Genomic DNA, 15,281 nt, shown 5'->3' on the forward strand with positions numbered 1-15,281 from the left:
GTGTGAAAACCATACGCCTCGATTTTTTATCAGTGTTTTTTAATATCTCTTATAATTTTGAAAATCTGTATCAAAACAGTTGGGATAAATGCCATTAAGGCTACAATGCCCAGTTCCTTAATGCCGAAAGCAGGGGAAATCATAAACAAGCCGTTGAGTCCCGGTACAAAGAGAACCAGCAAAAGCAGGATAACTCCGCCGAAAAATGCAAGGTTTGAATATTTGTTTGTGGAGAATTTAAGCTTGAATATTGAGTTGCTTCCACGGCAGTTGAATCCGTGGAAAAGACGTGCCATTGTAAGTGTTGAAAATGCCATTGTGGAAGCCAAAGCGGCGTCGCCGTTTTGATAGCCGATATAGAATGATATCATTGTGACAACGGCGATAAGAAAGCCCTGAACACCTATTTTAGATAAGAAATCACGGGTTAAAATAGGTTCCTTCGGGTCACGTGGTTTCTGGTCAAGAAGTCCGTCACGGGCAGGCTCCATACCTATGGCGATTGCCGGAAGTGAGTCTGTAAGCAGGTTGATAAACAAAAGGTGAACAGCCTCGAAAGGAGCAGGCAGAGCCATTAAAGCCGCATAAACAACGGCAAAAATTCCCGCTGTATTACCTGAAAGCAAAAATCCTATTGAGTTTTTGATGTTTGTATAAACACATCTTCCGTTTACAACAGCCTTAACGATAGTTGCAAAGTTGTCGTCGGAAAGAATCATGGAAGCGGCGTCCTTGGAAACCTCTGTTCCTGTGATTCCCATTGCTACGCCGATATCGGCTTTTTTAAGTGCAGGTGCGTCGTTTACTCCGTCGCCGGTCATGGAAACAATGTTGCCTTTTCTCTGCCATGCGTTTACTATACGGATTTTGTGTTCCGGAGAAACACGGGCATATACGGAAACCTTTTCAAGACGCTGGTCAAGCTCATTGTCGCTCATGGCGTCAAGCTCTACACCGGAAAGGGCTTCGTCGCCCTCACGGAAAATACCAAGCTGTTTTGCTATGGCTGTTGCGGTCACCTTGTGGTCGCCGGTAATCATTATTGTGCGGATACCGCCTCGTTTTGCGTCTGCTACAGCCTGTATAGCTTCAGGTCTCGGCGGGTCAATCATGGAGATAAGTCCTAAGAATGTAAACTCCTTTTCATCCTCCAAAGTGAGAGGACGGACGCTGTCAAGCTCACGAACTGCAAAAGCCAGAACTCGAAGTCCCTGTTCTGAAAGCTCCATATTTATGCGGGCAATTTCGCTTTTTCTTTCCTCTGTCATAGGAACCTTGCCCTTGCTTGTCATAAGATATTTTGAACGGTCAAGAAGCACGTCCATTGCGCCCTTTGTAATGAGTGTTGGAACTCCCTCAATGTCGTGGAGTGTACTCATAAGCTTTCTGTCAGAGTCAAAGGCGATTTCTCCCAAACGTGGGTGAGTATCTCTGTATATTTCCTCTTCAACGCCGAAGTGTTCACCCAACATAACAAGAGCTACTTCTGTTGGGTCGCCGATTGATGTGCCCTTTTCAGGATCATGGGTGGCGTCGCTTGCCAAAAGAGCTGACTTTAAAAGCAGTCTTTGCACGTCATTTACAAGGTCAATATCCTCGCCATCGATTAAAATGCCGTCGGCATAGATTTTCTGAGGCTTCATCTTGTTTTGGGTCAGTGTTCCGGTTTTGTCGGAACAGATTACGGAAACACATCCCAAGCTTTCAACGGCTTTCAAATCCTTCATTATGGCGTTTTGCTGAGCCATTTTCTGTGTTCCCATTGCCAAAACTATGGTTACAATGGAGGAAAGAGCCTCAGGAATTGCGGCAACAGCCAAAGCTACTGCGAACATAAGGGAATCCAAAATTCCCATTCCGCTTCTGAAAATTGACAATGCAAAAACAAGAGCGGAAATTATCATAATGATAATTGCAAGCTTTGCGCTGAATTTATCAAGGCTTTCCTGCAAAGGTGTTTTTCTCTGCTGAGTTTGGTTCATCAAAGCGGCAATTTTACCAAGCTCTGTGTTCATTCCGGTTGCGGTTACAACTATTGTTGCTCGTCCGTAGGTTACAAGAGAACCGGAGAATACCATGTTTTTCTGGTCGCCCAGTGCAACCTTTTCAGAGTTGATAACATCTACTGTTTTGTCAACGCCCTCGCTCTCACCGGTGAGGGAGCTTTCGTTGACTTTAAGGGAGAAGTTTTCTAAAATTCTTCCGTCTGCAACAACCATGTCGCCGGCTTCCAAAAATACTATATCGCCTGGCACAATCTGTGCAGATGGGATTTCCATCTTTTTGCCGTCACGGAGAACCTTTGCCGTTGGTGATGACATGGCTTTTAAGCTTTCCAGGGATTTTTCAGCTTTAAAATACTGCACTGTTCCCAGTATAGCGTTGAGGATAAGAACTGCTATGATAACTATTGTGCTTTCAAGGTTTCCGGAAAAAGCGGAAATCAGCGCTGCGGCAATGAGAATAATAACCAGCAGATCTTTAAACTGTTCTAAAAATACCTGAATTACAGATTTTTTCTTTCCCTCATAGAGCTTGTTCTCGCCGAATTTTTCAATACGGCTTGAAGCTTCCTGTCCGGAAAGTCCGGCGGAAGTGGTCTTTAAATCGTCCAAAGCCTGCTGAGGGGTTTTAGAGAAATATTGTTCCATTTTGTACATCCTTTCATAAACTAAAAAACAATACCTAAAATTGGATTATTTTTTATTATAACAAAATAAATGTCATAAGTCATCAAAATACGGCAAAGTTTACACAGTTTTTTCAATTGACCTTTCCTTTGCTTTTTATTATTTTGGGACATTTTATCCTCTCTATTTCCATTTAGAAAAAAATTATAAAATAAAACAGGCGTCCGGCTTATTGCCAAACGCCTGTAGATGATTTAATTATGCCAATGCCATTTTAAGCTCTTCTGTTTTGTCTGTGTTTTCCCAGAGAACGCCCAAATCCTCACGGCCCATATGACCATAAGCGGCGAGAGGGAGATATTTTGTTTCTGTGAGCTTCAAATTCTTGATGATTGCTGCAGGACGGCAGTCGAATACCTTTTTAACTGCCTCTGCGATAGCCTCATCATTGTAGGAAGATGTGCCAAATGTATTTACAAGGATTGAAACAGGCTTTGCAACGCCGATTGCGTATGCAAGCTGAACTTCACATCTTTTTGCAAGTCCTGCTGCAACGATATTCTTTGCAATGTATCTTGCATAGTAAGCAGCACTTCTGTCAACCTTTGTCGGGTCTTTTCCGGAGAAAGCTCCGCCGCCGTGGCAGGCATATCCGCCGTATGTGTCAACGATAATCTTTCTTCCTGTAAGACCGCTGTCACCTACAGGGCCGCCGATAACAAATCTGCCTGTTGGGTTTACATAAATCTTTGTGTTTTCGTCCAAAAGGTTTGCAGGGATAATCTCCTTGATAACCTTTTCTGTAAGGTCTTTTCTAATCTGCTCAAGTGTTGCTGTTTCCTCGTGCTGAGTGGAAACAACAACTGTGTCAATTCTTACAATCTTGTCGTCGTCATACTCAACTGTAACCTGAGTTTTGCCGTCAGGTCTGAGGTATGGGAGAGTGCCGTTCTTTCTAACCTCTGTAAGTCTTTTTGCAAGCTTGTGTGCAAGAGAGATTGCCAAAGGCATAAGCTCCGGTGTTTCGTCGCATGCAAAACCGAACATCATACCCTGGTCTCCGGCGCCTGTGGAGTTGAAAACATCCTCTTCGCCGTTTTTAAGCTCGTAAGAAGCGTTAACGCCCATTGCGATATCCGGTGACTGAGAGTCGATTGAGGTGAGAACTGCGCAGTTGTTTCCGTCAAAACCGCAGTCAAGTGTGTTGTATCCTATATCGTTTATAACTTTTCTGGCAACAGCCGGAATGTCTACATAACAATCTGTGGTGATTTCACCCATTACGTGTACCATGCCTGTGGTTGCTGTTACTTCGCAGGCTACGTGGGCGTTTTTATCCTGTTCCAATATTGCGTCCAAAACAGCGTCAGAAATCTGGTCGCATACTTTGTCCGGATGTCCCTCTGTTACTGATTCAGATGTGAAAAATCTCTTTGCCATGTTTTTTCTCCTTCCGATTTTTTATTATCTAAAATAAGATGAAACTTTTTATAAAAAAATAAAACCGCCGGTCGGTGTTCCGAACAGCGGGTATAAACTCATCTTTCGGATTTACCGCAGGACTTGGCACCTTACATTAAGCAGGTTGCCGGACTTCACAGGGCCTGTTCCCTCAGTCACTCTTGATAAGCAGTAATTATTCTCTTTTTTGTAGTTCGTAATGTATTATAACCATAGCGGGGAAAAAAGTCAACAGCAGTTTTTGTAAAAATATTGCCTTAAAAACATAATAAATGGAATAATTATCAAATTTTAGGAAAAATTCAGATTTTATCAGTTTATTTTACCGTTTTTTATCAAAGTGTTTGCAAATGGACATATTGTTTGGTATAATAAATTAGATAGTCAAAAAGTATACCTATTTGAAATTTAAAATAAAGAATTGTTTGGTGAAATAATGAGAATAAGAAAGAAACCTTGGGCGGAACCGGAGCTTGCCGCCTGCGATTTTTATATAAAAAACCCGGCAGAAACAAGAGGAAACTGGAGCAAAGTTTTTGAAAAACAGCAGCCCCTGCATCTGGAGCTTGGCTGCGGAAAGGGAAGCTTTGTTGCCCAGGCGGCTTTGGCTTATCCCCATGTAAACTTTATTGCCGTTGACATAAAAAGCGATATGCTTGGCGTGGGAAGAAGAAATATTGTAAAATTCTTTCAGGAGGCAGGAAAAACCGTTGATGATGTAAAAAATATCGCTTTGGTTGCCTGGAATGTGGAGCAGATTGAAAAAATAATTTCTCCGGAAGATAAAATAGAGAGAATTTATATAAATTTCTGCAATCCGTGGCCAAGAGGAAAGCATAAGAAGAGAAGACTTACTTTCCCTTTGAAGCTTATGAAATACAGAGAATTTCTCGAAGAGGGCGGAGAAATCCGTTTTAAAACCGACGATGACGAGCTTTTTGAGGAAAGCCTTGAATATTTTGAAGAGTGCGGTTTCAGAATTGACTATATAACAAGGGACTTGCACAACAGCGATTTTTCAAAAATCTACGGGGAAAACTTTATGACTGAACACGAGAGAATGTTTTCCCAGGAAGGTATTAAAATTAAATACTGCACGGCAGTAAAGGACGTTTTGCCGGAAAAGAAAGACGGCGAAAAGGAAGTTTCCGAATAATTTTCATTAAAAAGGGAGGCGGAAAAATGAAGATTAAGGAGTTTTTGGCCTGCTTAACGGCGGGACTGCTGGCGGTGCTTATGAGCGGATGCTCCATAGCTAATCTTGACAGCAAAGACCTTATGCGTCCGCCAAGACCTACAGGAGACAAAGCTCAGATTCAGCATCTTATAGAGCAAAATGCAGGAAATCAGAAATATACACTTAAATATCCTCAAAGCGGTAATTACCGAAGCGCAGTTATACTTTATGATATGAACGGCGACGGAAGCGAAGAGGCTATAGGACTTTACAGAACAAAGGACGAAAACCCTCAGACTCATCTGGTAGTAATAGACGAGGTGGGAGAAGAGGAGGAACAGCAGTGGCAGATTGTTGGTGAATTTACCACAGCCTTTCCTGAAGTGACAGAGGTTGATTTTGCCGACCTCAACGGAGACGGAATTGACGAGATTATAGTGGGCTGGAACGCCAACAGCACAATGACAAATGTTTTATCGGTGTACAGCTATGATAACAACCAGTGCACTCAGATGTCCTCCGATGAAATATATTACGAGTTTGCGGTAGGAGATTTTACCCAAAGCGGATTTGACAGCATTGTGCTGATAAATTTAAGCACATCGGAAAAAAGTGCGGCGGCTTCTCTTTACTGCTACAACGACAACGATAAAAAAATCACATTGGTTTCAGAAGCTGCCATGGATTCGGAAGTCACAAGGCTGTTTAATGTGACCTCGGGAAAGGTTGACAGCACAGGAACCTTTGCGGTGTTTGCCGACGGTGTTACGGGACTGAGATATAACACACAGGTTATCTATTTCGATGTTCCTCAGTTCCAGCTGAAAAGCGAAACGGTGCAGAGCGGACTTATCAGCGAATACGATTCCATAAATCTTAAATCCACCTCCATTGTATCAAAGGATATCAACGGAGACGGAATAGTGGAAATCCCGGTATGCACCAAAATGCCTTCTGACTCATCGTCAACGGGCATGGAATATGCAGGACTTATTTCATGGTGCAACTACTCAACCACTGACAACAATACTGAGATAGTCAGAACTGTTGTATACAACAATAAGGGCGGATATTACTATATAATCCCCGACGAATGGTACGGACATGTTACTGCCGTAATCTCAGACGACGGAAGAACCATGACATTTATGGAATACAGCGACGGAGTTATAGGAGAAGCATTTTTCGCATTAAGACAGTACCCTGTAGGCGAATGGATTGACGGGGCAGACATGGACGGCTATTCCTTGATACTGAAAAACGAAAATAACGCATATGGTTATGTTTTAATGGGTGACAGCGCTTATATCCCGAAAGAACAGGATATTTTGAATTCCTTTAGAGCTGCCGGAACCGGCGAAACGGTATTTTAACCGGCTGAATTGACAGATTATAATATTGGAGAAATATAGATGGAGGAAGTTATGAAAAAAATTCTTGTTTGCGAAGACGAAACTGCTATAAGAGATTTTGTGGTTATAAACCTTAGAAGAGCCGGATATGACGTGGTTGAGGCGGACTGCGGCGAAGCGGCTCTGAAAAAATACGAGGAACACAACGGAGATTTTGATGTTGCTATTCTCGATATTATGATGCCGGGAATCAGCGGTCTTGACGTGTGCAAGGAGCTGCGCAATAAAAACGGCACAATCGGAATTATCATGCTTTCCGCAAGAACACAGGAAATGGACAAGGTTACAGGTCTTATGCTTGGCGCAGACGACTATGTGACAAAGCCTTTCAGCCCCAGCGAGCTTACCGCAAGAGTTGACTCTCTTTACAGAAGAGTTGCTTTGGCACGTGCTCACAGCGAAAATAATTTCAAAGAAGAGCTTACCTGCGGAATTTTCAAGCTTAACCTTAGAAACAGGTCATTTATGAAGGGCAATAAGGTTATAGAGCTTACACAGGTTGAGTTCCAGATTATGGAATACTTTTTCTCAAACCCAGGCGTTGCCCTTGACAGAACCGATATTCTCAACCATGTTTGGGGAAATGCATATGTGGGCGAAGAAAAAATTGTTGACGTAAATATAAGAAGACTGAGAATGAAAGTCGAGGACGAGCCTTCAAACCCGAAATATATTGTAACAGTATGGGGTATGGGCTATAAATGGGAAGCTTGATAAAAAGCTTAGGTAAATTAAAAACAAAAATCAGGGAGGCGAAAGGATGACAAGAGTAAAGGGTATTACCAGAAGATGGCTTATAAATACACTGGGAGTTATTGCTGCCATAGTTATTGTAATAGTTATCTGTCTTTCTTTTGCCATTAAAGTGTTTTTCTACAACAGCATTGAACAGACAATCAGCGGACGAAGCACAGAGCTTATAAATGTTTTCGGAAGCTACACCACGGAAAGTTCCACAGACTTTATAACAATGGCAACGGAATATGTTGAAAACTTTCCCGATAAGGAGCTTATGGAGCTTATGGTTATAAACTCCGCAGGAAGAGTTGTTATAACCTCTACGGGATTTCCTCCAGATGAAAGCCAGCCTATGCCTGACTATGAAATGGCAAAAAGCTCATCGGGCGGAGTTGCCACCTGGAGCGGAACACTTGTTTCCGGCGAGCCGGTAATGGCTCTTACAAGGGTTATCACAAATTCTCAGGGAAGCTATCTGGGTGCGGTTAGATATATCGTTTCCCTTGAAATGGCAAACCAGAGGGTTATGGCGTTTGTGGCTATATTTATAACCTCCGGTGTTGTGATTATTCTGCTTGTGCTGTTCTCCGGTTCTTTCTTTATAAGGTCTATTGTAAATCCAGTTAAAAAGATGTCGGTTACGGCTAAAAGAATTGCCCAGGGCGATTTTAACGCAAAAATCGACAAGCTTCACGACGACGAAATAGGCGACCTTTGCGACGCCATAAACAATATGGCTCAGGAGCTGGGTGTTGCGGAAAAGATGAAAAACGACTTTATTTCCAGCGTTTCCCATGAGCTTAGAACGCCTTTGACAGCCATTAAGGGCTGGGCGGAAACCATGCAGCTCGGAGGAGTTTCCGACAAGGAAACCTTTGACAAGGGCATGAGCGTAATTATAAAAGAGGCGTCAAGACTTACGGGAATTGTTGAGGAGCTTTTGGATTTCAGCAGACTGCAAAACGGCAGAATGATGCTTATGATGGATAAAACCGATATTTTGGCAGAGCTTGACGAGTCTATATATATGTTAAAGGAAAGAGCCTCATCAGAGGGAAAACATCTCCTTTACGATGAGCCTGATTATGTAGGTCCTGTTCTCGGCGACAGAAACAGGCTGAAACAGGTGTTCTTTAATATTATTGACAACGCTTTGAAATATACTCCTGCTGACGGAGTTGTGGCAATAGAGGTAAGCGCCGACCAGGATAACGTAAAGATAAAGGTTACCGACAACGGCGTGGGAATTTCTCCGGAGGATTTGCCGAGGGTAAAGGAAAAATTCTATAAAGCCAATCAGACTGTAAGAGGTTCAGGAATAGGCCTTGCGGTTGCCGACGAGATAATCTCCATGCACAACGGTACACTTGATATCGAGAGCAGTCTGGGAGTGGGTACAACAGTTACAATAACTCTGCCCCTTATAAAGGAGAAAAGTTCAGACTCGGGAAATCCACAGTGATGCTTTAAATAGTTATAATCTCTGTTAGAACACAGCGGTGTCACAGAAAAATCACAATCTTGTTTTAAAATTAACGGTGGTTTATTTTGTTATTTATTTTTATTATAGAAAGGTATAAGAATGAAAAAACATAAGGAAAATGTAAAAAAAATCACCTCAATAGGCGGAAGCGCACTTATTGAGGGAATAATGATGAGAGGTCCGAAAAAAACAACGGTTGCCGTGAGAACCGGCAAGGATGAGATTTATAAAGAGGATGTGGCCTACACTACAATTTCATCAAAGGGAAAGTTTTTCAGACTTCCTTTTATAAGAGGTATTGTGGGTCTTATAGATTCAATGAAGTTAAGCTATAAATCACTGGCTATTTCTGCGGACAAAGCCATGGGGGACGCTATGGATGAAGAGCCGGAAAGCCGTTTTGAAAAATGGCTTGTGGACAAATTCGGCGAAAAGATGATGACCGTGCTTATGTGGTTTGCAGGAATAGTCGGAGTTTTGCTGGCGGTTTTGCTTTTCTTCTTTTTACCAAGCTTTTTGTTTGACCTTTCCTCAAATGTGGTTCCTGCATTTCAGGGCGACGGAAAGGATGTAGTTTTTTATAAATCTGTTTTTGAAGGTATTTTAAAAATAGTAATTTTCTTGGGATACATACTTCTGGTTTCCGGAATGGAAGATATGAAAAGAGTTTTCATGTATCACGGAGCAGAGCACAAGACAATCTTTTGCTATGAAAGCGACGAGGAGCTTACCGTGGAAAACGTGAGAAAGCACACAAGATTTCACCCAAGATGCGGCACAAGCTTTATGGTGCTTATGCTGGTTGTGGGAATAATCGTAGGTCTTTTTGTTCCGGTTGCACCTTTCGGAATACCGGTTTTAAGACCTGTTATAAAAATTCTTTTGCTTCCTATTTCCTGCGGAATTGGTTACGAGCTTATTAAGCTTTGCGGCAAATACGACAACCTTGCCACAAGAATTATTGCAGCTCCGGGAATGTGGGCTCAGAGAATTACCACAAAAGAGCCTGATGACAGCATGATTGAAGTGGCAATCGCCGCTATAAAAGAGGTAATACCGGAGGACGGAAGCGATATTCTTACCGCCGGAAAATAAAAATTAGTGTGGGATAAAAATGACGGTTAAAGAACTATACCTCACAATAAAAAATATTTTATCTCAGGGCGGAGTCAGCGACCCGTCCTTTGAAGCTTCCTATCTTATGGAAGAAATTGCAGGCTATGACAGAAACAAAATTATAGTTTACGGTGACGATGTGATTTCAGACCGTGAGGAAGAAAAACTGCTGAATATGGCAAAGAAAAGAGCCGCCGGAGAGCCTTTGCAGTATGTTATGGGACTTTGGTATTTCATGGATTTGCCCTTTGCAGTGGGAAAAGGGGTGCTTATCCCCAGAGAAGATACTCAGGTGTGCGTGGATATCTGTATAAATAGGATAAAGGAAAATCCTGAAAAGGAAATGCAGGTTCTCGACCTGTGCGCGGGAAGCGGAGCTATATCCGTGGCGATTTCCAAATACTGCAAAAATGCAAAGGTAATTGCTGTGGAAAAATCTCCCGAGGCTTACGAGTATCTTTTAAAAAATATTTATATAAATCAAGCGGATGTAAAAGCGGTTAAATGCGATATTTTTTATCCTGAGAATTTTTTGCAGGATGAAGAGTTTGACATAATAGTTTCAAATCCTCCGTATATTAAAAGAGAAGAGCTTCCCACACTTCAAAGTGAAGTTCAGTACGAGCCTAAAATGGCGCTGGACGGGGGAGAAAGCGGACTGGATTTTTATTCCTTTATTACAAAGAGATACACAGAGTTTCTCAAAAAAGACGGAATGTTAGTTTATGAGCTTGGCGAGGGTCAGTTTGAGGATGTAAAAAAGATGATGACCGACGCAGGCTTTGGAAATATCTCTTCGAGTCTTGACATCGGCGGGGTGGAAAGAGCAATTTCCGGTTTTTATAAAAATAATTAGAAAATTAGTTCGAGAAAATTCTTTAAAATCATTGAATTTTTTTCTGTTCTGAATTATAATTGTCTTACGGCAGTGTAAGCCGTTTTGTATTGAATATATGACGTTTAATTTAGAGGAAAGAAAAGGAGAAGTAAAGATGGCAGATAAAAACAAGGCTTTAGAAACAGCTTTAATGCAGATAGAAAAACAATTCGGAAAGGGCGCAGTTATGCGTCTTGGTCAAAATGAGCATATGAACGTGGGACATGTTTCCACAGGCTCTTTGTCTTTGGATATCGCCTTGGGCATAGGCGGTTTGCCAAGAGGAAGAATCATTGAGATTTACGGACCTGAATCCTCAGGTAAAACAACACTTTCCCTCCACTGTATAGCAGAGGGTCAGAAAGACGGCGGAAACGTAGCTTTTATCGACGTTGAACACGCTCTTGACCCTGTTTATGCGGCGGCTTTGGGCGTTGACGTTGACTCTTTGCTTGTGTCACAGCCTGACACCGGTGAGGACGCTTTGGAAATTGCGGAAGCTCTTATCCGAAGCGGAGCTATCGACGTAATCGTTGTGGACTCTGTAGCCGCTCTTGTTCCTAAGGCGGAAATCGAGGGCGACATGGGTGACAGCCATGTGGGATTGCAGGCAAGACTTATGTCACAGGCTTTGAGAAAGCTTGCCGGCGCAATTTCAAAATCAAACTGCGTGGCAATCTTTATTAACCAGCTTAGAGAAAAAGTTGGCGTTGTTTACGGAAATCCGGAGGTAACACCGGGCGGACGTGCTTTGAAGTTCTACAGCTCAGTGAGAATTGATATAAGAAGAGTTGAGACATTGAAGTCCGGCGGCGAAATGGTCGGTTCAAGAACAAGGGCTAAGGTTGTAAAGAACAAAATTGCCCCTCCTTTCAAAGAGGCTGAGTTCGATATAATGTACGGTCAGGGAATTTCCCGAGAGGGCGAATTGGTTGACCTTGCAGTTAAGGCAGGCGTTGTTCAGAAATCCGGCGCATGGTTCAGCTTCGGCGATGTAAGACTTGGACAGGGCAGAGAAAATGTAAAGGAATTTTTCAAGAACAACAAGGAAATCGCCGACGAGATTGAAAAGCAGCTTTGGGAAAATATCGACAAGCTGAACCCAACAAAGACAGCTAAGGAAAAGAAAAATCCTGTTGTGATTCCGGTGGCTTCTGCTCCTTCAGCTGCTCCTGCATCTCAGGATAAACTGGACATTCTGGTTGAAGACTGATGATTATAACAGGAATTGAACCGAGAAAAAAAGGTTTAAGCGCAATATATATCGACGGCGAATTTGCCGTAAAGCTTGACACCAAAACAATTTTGGAAAACAGGGTGAAGGTGGGCGCAGATATTGACGATGAACAGCTTCACTTTTTGATACAGCAGTCTGATTTGCAGAGGGCAAAGGACAAGGCGCTGTGGCTTATATCCTATCGTGACCACTCAAGTCGAGAGCTGGAGGACAAAATTTCCAGAACCTGCAACAGGGAGGCGGCAAAGGGTGCGGTTGAACGCATGGAAGAGCTTGGACTGATAAACGACGAAAATTTTGCAAGAAGATACGCTTCACAGCTTTATGAAAATAAAAAGCTTGCGAAATCGGCGGTTATCTACAAGCTTTGCTTAAAGGGAATTGACAAGGAAACCGCATCACAAATTGCCGAAGAGCTTGAGCCGGAAAGCGACAGTCAGATTTATGCTGTTATAGAAAAGAAATATAAAAATGCTTTAAATGACGAAAAAGGCAGAAAAAGAGCCGTGGCGGGACTTCAAAGAATGGGTTACCGCTACGGTGATATAAAGAGAGTTTTGAATGAGTTCTGCGATGAACAGGAGTTCCCCGCAGAGGAATTTTAAGGAAAAATAATAAATTTGGAGATACTGAAATGGCGTATAAAGTTGGTATTATTTCTCTTGGATGTGCAAAAAACAGGGTAGATGCAGAAATGCTGTTGTACCGCATAAGAAACGCAGGCTACAAGCTCTGCGAGGATGTGGCAATGGCAGATGTGGCTATTATAAACACCTGCGGATTTATAGAGTCCGCAAAGCAGGAAAGCATTGAAGAAATTTTAGAGCTTTCAGAGCTTAAAAAAGAGGGCAAAATTAAGGCTATAATTGTGACCGGCTGTTTGGCAGAGCGTTACAAAGAGGAAGTTATGAAAGAAATTCCCGAAGCCGATGCAGTTGTGGGAATAGGCGCAAACGACGACATTGTAAAAATTATAGACGAGGTTTTACAAGGCAAGAAACAGCAGTGCTTCCCGGATAAGCTTTTGCTTCCTTTGGAGGGCGGCAGAATACAGTCCACACCTTATTATTACGCATATCTTAAAATTGCCGAGGGCTGTGACAACCACTGCACCTACTGCGCAATTCCAATGATAAGAGGAAAATTCAGAAGCCGTAAAATGGAAGATATAATCGCAGAGGCTAAACATCTTGCAGAAAAGGGTGTAAAAGAACTTGTGGTTGTAGCTCAGGATACAAGCCTTTACGGAAAGGACATTTACGGCGAACTTATGCTTGCAAAGCTTTTGAAGAAGCTTTGTGAAATTGACGGTATCAGATGGATAAGAGTTTTGTACTGCTATCCGGACAAAATCACAGACGAGCTTTTGCAGGTTATGGCAGAGGAAGAAAAGATTGTAAAATATCTGGATTTGCCTTTACAGCACTGCAACGGCAGAGTTTTGAAGACCATGAACAGAAAGGGAAACAAAGAGGAGCTTGTAGAGCTTATCGCAAAGATAAGAGAAAAGGTTCCGGGAATTGTGCTTAGAACCACATTCATTGCAGGTTTCCCAACAGAAACAGAAGAGGAATTTGCAGAGCTTGAGAATTTCGCCAAAGAGGTGAGATTTGAGAGAGTTGGTTGTTTTGCATATTCACAGGAGGAAAACACACCTGCGGCAAAGCTTGAACCGCAGATTCCTGAGGATGTTAAGGAAAGAAGAGCAGAAATTATAATGGAAAATCAGCAGGAAATCATGGAGGAGTTCTGCCAGAAGCTTGACGGAAAAACCATAGAGGTTCTTGTTGAGGGATATGACCAGTACGCCGAGTGCTTCTTCGGCAGAAGCGCTTGGGACGCTCCGGAGGTTGACGGAAGCGTGTTCTTTACTGTAACAGGCAGAAAACCTGCTCCCGGTGAATTTGTAAAAGTAAAAATTGATGATTTTCTTAATTGCGACCCCATAGGGGAAATGGTGGAGTAAGCAATTTTAAAAAATTGTAGAGGATGATTTTTATGAACCTGCCTAACAAACTTACGGTGCTTAGAATTTTGCTTGTTCCGTTTTTTGTGGCATCCCTTTTAATTCCTTTTCCGCACCATTATTTGGTGTCTTGTCTGATTTTTATTATGGCGTCTGTGACAGACTGCCTGGACGGAAAGCTTGCAAGAAAAAGAAACCTGGTGACGGATTTCGGAAAGTTTGCCGACCCATTGGCGGATAAAATCCTTGTTATTTCGGCTTTTGTCTGTTTCATAGCTTTGGGCATTACAGACCCTGTAATGGTAATAATAGTTTTGATAAGAGAGTTTACCGTAACCTCAATACGTCTTGTGGCGGCATCCCAGGGAAAGGTTGTTGCCGCAAATATTTGGGGTAAGGTGAAAACCGTAAGCCAGATTATTGCAATCTGCGCTGTAATGTTCAGCAGTTATATTTTGGAGCTTATGGACCTCAATATTATTTCTGTGTCATCGGAAGTTTATCAGCAGTTTAGCTCCGGATTTATGGTAATGGATCAGATTTTCCTTTGGGTGTCCACAATATTTGCCGTTATCTCCGGCGTTATCTATGTTATGGACAACAAACATGTTATTCAGGACTGGTAATAAGAAAAATCTTGCATTTGGATTTTCTTTGTTATATAATTAACTCAAAGTACATATTAGTATTATAAATGCATTGACCGGGAGAAGTACCGAAAACAAGACTTTACAGAGAGAAGCCTGTATGCTGAAATGGCTTTAATGAGGAGTTTCGGGAAATGCACCCGTGAGCAGACAGGGGGAAACAGAGTATCTCTGTACGGCAGTCACCGTTATATGACGCAGAAGGGTGTATACTATTATAATAGTATACGCTGAACTTGGGTGGAACCACGATTTGAACCTACAAACCGTCCCTTTCATAGGGACGGTATTTTTTATATCCGCCGCCGGATAGGGTGATGTAAGCTTTGGGTTAGTGCTGCGGCGGGGCAGGACTTAGATTTAGAAATTGGATTTGCATAGCTATTCATTGGATAGATTGATATAGTCTTAGGATTAGAACTGTGTCAGGGCAAGGGTTCACTTTGGAAGTAAAGTTGCTATTGTCGTTGTAAACTATATTATATGTATTGTTTTAAATAAATAATTTAATAAATAGAATTTGATTGTAACATAACC

Annotated in this window: 12 protein-coding genes, 1 riboswitch and 1 other annotated feature; of the genes, 10 read left to right on the forward strand and 2 right to left on the reverse strand. The window is 42.2% G+C overall.

Annotation, left to right across the window (positions count from 1 at the left end; genetic code table 11):
- Positions 1-29: 29 nt before the first annotated feature.
- Positions 30-2,651, reverse strand: a complete 2,622-nt coding sequence (locus B5F08_RS02975) for a cation-translocating P-type ATPase (protein ID WP_087376347.1) — start codon at positions 2,649-2,651, stop codon at positions 30-32.
- Between the two features lie 237 nt (positions 2,652-2,888).
- Complete coding sequence (metK, locus tag B5F08_RS02980) at positions 2,889-4,070, reverse strand: methionine adenosyltransferase (RefSeq protein WP_087376348.1); 1,182 nt, start codon at positions 4,068-4,070, stop codon at positions 2,889-2,891.
- A 95-nt stretch (positions 4,071-4,165) separates the two neighbouring features.
- Positions 4,166-4,262, reverse strand: a riboswitch (SAM riboswitch).
- Positions 4,263-4,527: 265 nt separating this feature from the next.
- On the opposite strand from metK, the gene trmB reads away from it, so the two are divergent.
- From trmB to pgsA, 10 genes are all read left to right on the forward strand, one after another.
- Positions 4,528-5,247, forward strand: a complete 720-nt coding sequence (trmB, locus tag B5F08_RS02985; protein WP_087376349.1) for a tRNA (guanosine(46)-N7)-methyltransferase TrmB — start codon at positions 4,528-4,530, stop codon at positions 5,245-5,247.
- A 26-nt stretch (positions 5,248-5,273) separates the two neighbouring features.
- The gene (locus B5F08_RS02990; RefSeq protein WP_087376350.1) at positions 5,274-6,641 is read left to right on the forward strand and encodes a hypothetical protein; all 1,368 of its coding nucleotides are present in this window, start codon (positions 5,274-5,276) and stop codon (positions 6,639-6,641) included.
- A gap of 51 nt (positions 6,642-6,692) precedes the next feature.
- A complete protein-coding gene (locus B5F08_RS02995; RefSeq protein WP_087376455.1) occupies positions 6,693-7,394 on the forward strand; it encodes a response regulator transcription factor in 702 nt (233 codons plus the stop codon).
- Positions 7,395-7,440: 46 nt separating this feature from the next.
- Positions 7,441-8,880, forward strand: a complete 1,440-nt coding sequence (locus B5F08_RS03000; protein WP_087376351.1) for a sensor histidine kinase — start codon at positions 7,441-7,443, stop codon at positions 8,878-8,880.
- Between the two features lie 120 nt (positions 8,881-9,000).
- Complete coding sequence (locus B5F08_RS03005; RefSeq protein ID WP_087376352.1) at positions 9,001-9,996, forward strand: DUF1385 domain-containing protein; 996 nt, start codon at positions 9,001-9,003, stop codon at positions 9,994-9,996.
- A 19-nt stretch (positions 9,997-10,015) separates the two neighbouring features.
- Entirely contained in the window at positions 10,016-10,873 is an 858-nt protein-coding gene (gene prmC, locus B5F08_RS03010; RefSeq protein ID WP_087376353.1) for a peptide chain release factor N(5)-glutamine methyltransferase, read from the forward strand.
- Between the two features lie 136 nt (positions 10,874-11,009).
- Entirely contained in the window at positions 11,010-12,107 is a 1,098-nt protein-coding gene (gene recA / locus B5F08_RS03015) for a recombinase RecA (RefSeq protein ID WP_143256351.1), read from the forward strand.
- A complete protein-coding gene (locus tag B5F08_RS03020) occupies positions 12,107-12,736 on the forward strand; it encodes a regulatory protein RecX (RefSeq protein WP_087376355.1) in 630 nt (209 codons plus the stop codon). Before recA ends, B5F08_RS03020 begins: the two co-directional genes overlap by 1 nt.
- Positions 12,737-12,765: 29 nt before the next feature.
- Positions 12,766-14,097, forward strand: a complete 1,332-nt coding sequence (gene rimO, locus B5F08_RS03025; protein WP_087376356.1) for a 30S ribosomal protein S12 methylthiotransferase RimO — start codon at positions 12,766-12,768, stop codon at positions 14,095-14,097.
- A gap of 32 nt (positions 14,098-14,129) precedes the next feature.
- Positions 14,130-14,723, forward strand: coding sequence for a CDP-diacylglycerol--glycerol-3-phosphate 3-phosphatidyltransferase (pgsA, locus tag B5F08_RS03030; protein ID WP_087376357.1), 594 nt, complete (start codon positions 14,130-14,132; stop codon positions 14,721-14,723).
- 64 nt (positions 14,724-14,787) lie between these two features.
- Positions 14,788-15,021: a binding site (T-box leader), on the forward strand.
- The last annotated feature ends 260 nt before the right edge of the window (positions 15,022-15,281 follow it).

The organism is Anaeromassilibacillus sp. An172 (assembly GCF_002160515.1).
In the GTDB taxonomy this organism is placed as follows: Bacteria; Bacillota; Clostridia; order Oscillospirales; family Acutalibacteraceae; genus Limousia; species Limousia pullorum.

What these genes read in the sequence shown, in the direction of transcription:
- pgsA (WP_087376357.1), top strand. Translation starts at nt 14,130, where the DNA reads ATGAACCTGCCTAACAAACTTACGGTGCTTAGAATTTTGCTTGTTCCG.
- trmB (WP_087376349.1), top strand. Translation starts at nt 4,528, where the DNA reads ATGAGAATAAGAAAGAAACCTTGGGCGGAACCGGAGCTTGCCGCCTGC.
- B5F08_RS03020 (WP_087376355.1), top strand. Translation starts at nt 12,107, where the DNA reads ATGATTATAACAGGAATTGAACCGAGAAAAAAAGGTTTAAGCGCAATA.
- B5F08_RS02990 (WP_087376350.1), top strand. Translation starts at nt 5,274, where the DNA reads ATGAAGATTAAGGAGTTTTTGGCCTGCTTAACGGCGGGACTGCTGGCG.
- B5F08_RS03005 (WP_087376352.1), top strand. Translation starts at nt 9,001, where the DNA reads ATGAAAAAACATAAGGAAAATGTAAAAAAAATCACCTCAATAGGCGGA.
- B5F08_RS02975 (WP_087376347.1), bottom strand. Translation starts at nt 2,651, where the DNA reads ATGGAACAATATTTCTCTAAAACCCCTCAGCAGGCTTTGGACGATTTA.
- prmC (WP_087376353.1), top strand. Translation starts at nt 10,016, where the DNA reads ATGACGGTTAAAGAACTATACCTCACAATAAAAAATATTTTATCTCAG.
- B5F08_RS02995 (WP_087376455.1), top strand. Translation starts at nt 6,693, where the DNA reads ATGAAAAAAATTCTTGTTTGCGAAGACGAAACTGCTATAAGAGATTTT.
- rimO (WP_087376356.1), top strand. Translation starts at nt 12,766, where the DNA reads ATGGCGTATAAAGTTGGTATTATTTCTCTTGGATGTGCAAAAAACAGG.
- recA (WP_143256351.1), top strand. Translation starts at nt 11,010, where the DNA reads ATGGCAGATAAAAACAAGGCTTTAGAAACAGCTTTAATGCAGATAGAA.
- B5F08_RS03000 (WP_087376351.1), top strand. Translation starts at nt 7,441, where the DNA reads ATGACAAGAGTAAAGGGTATTACCAGAAGATGGCTTATAAATACACTG.
- metK (WP_087376348.1), bottom strand. Translation starts at nt 4,070, where the DNA reads ATGGCAAAGAGATTTTTCACATCTGAATCAGTAACAGAGGGACATCCG.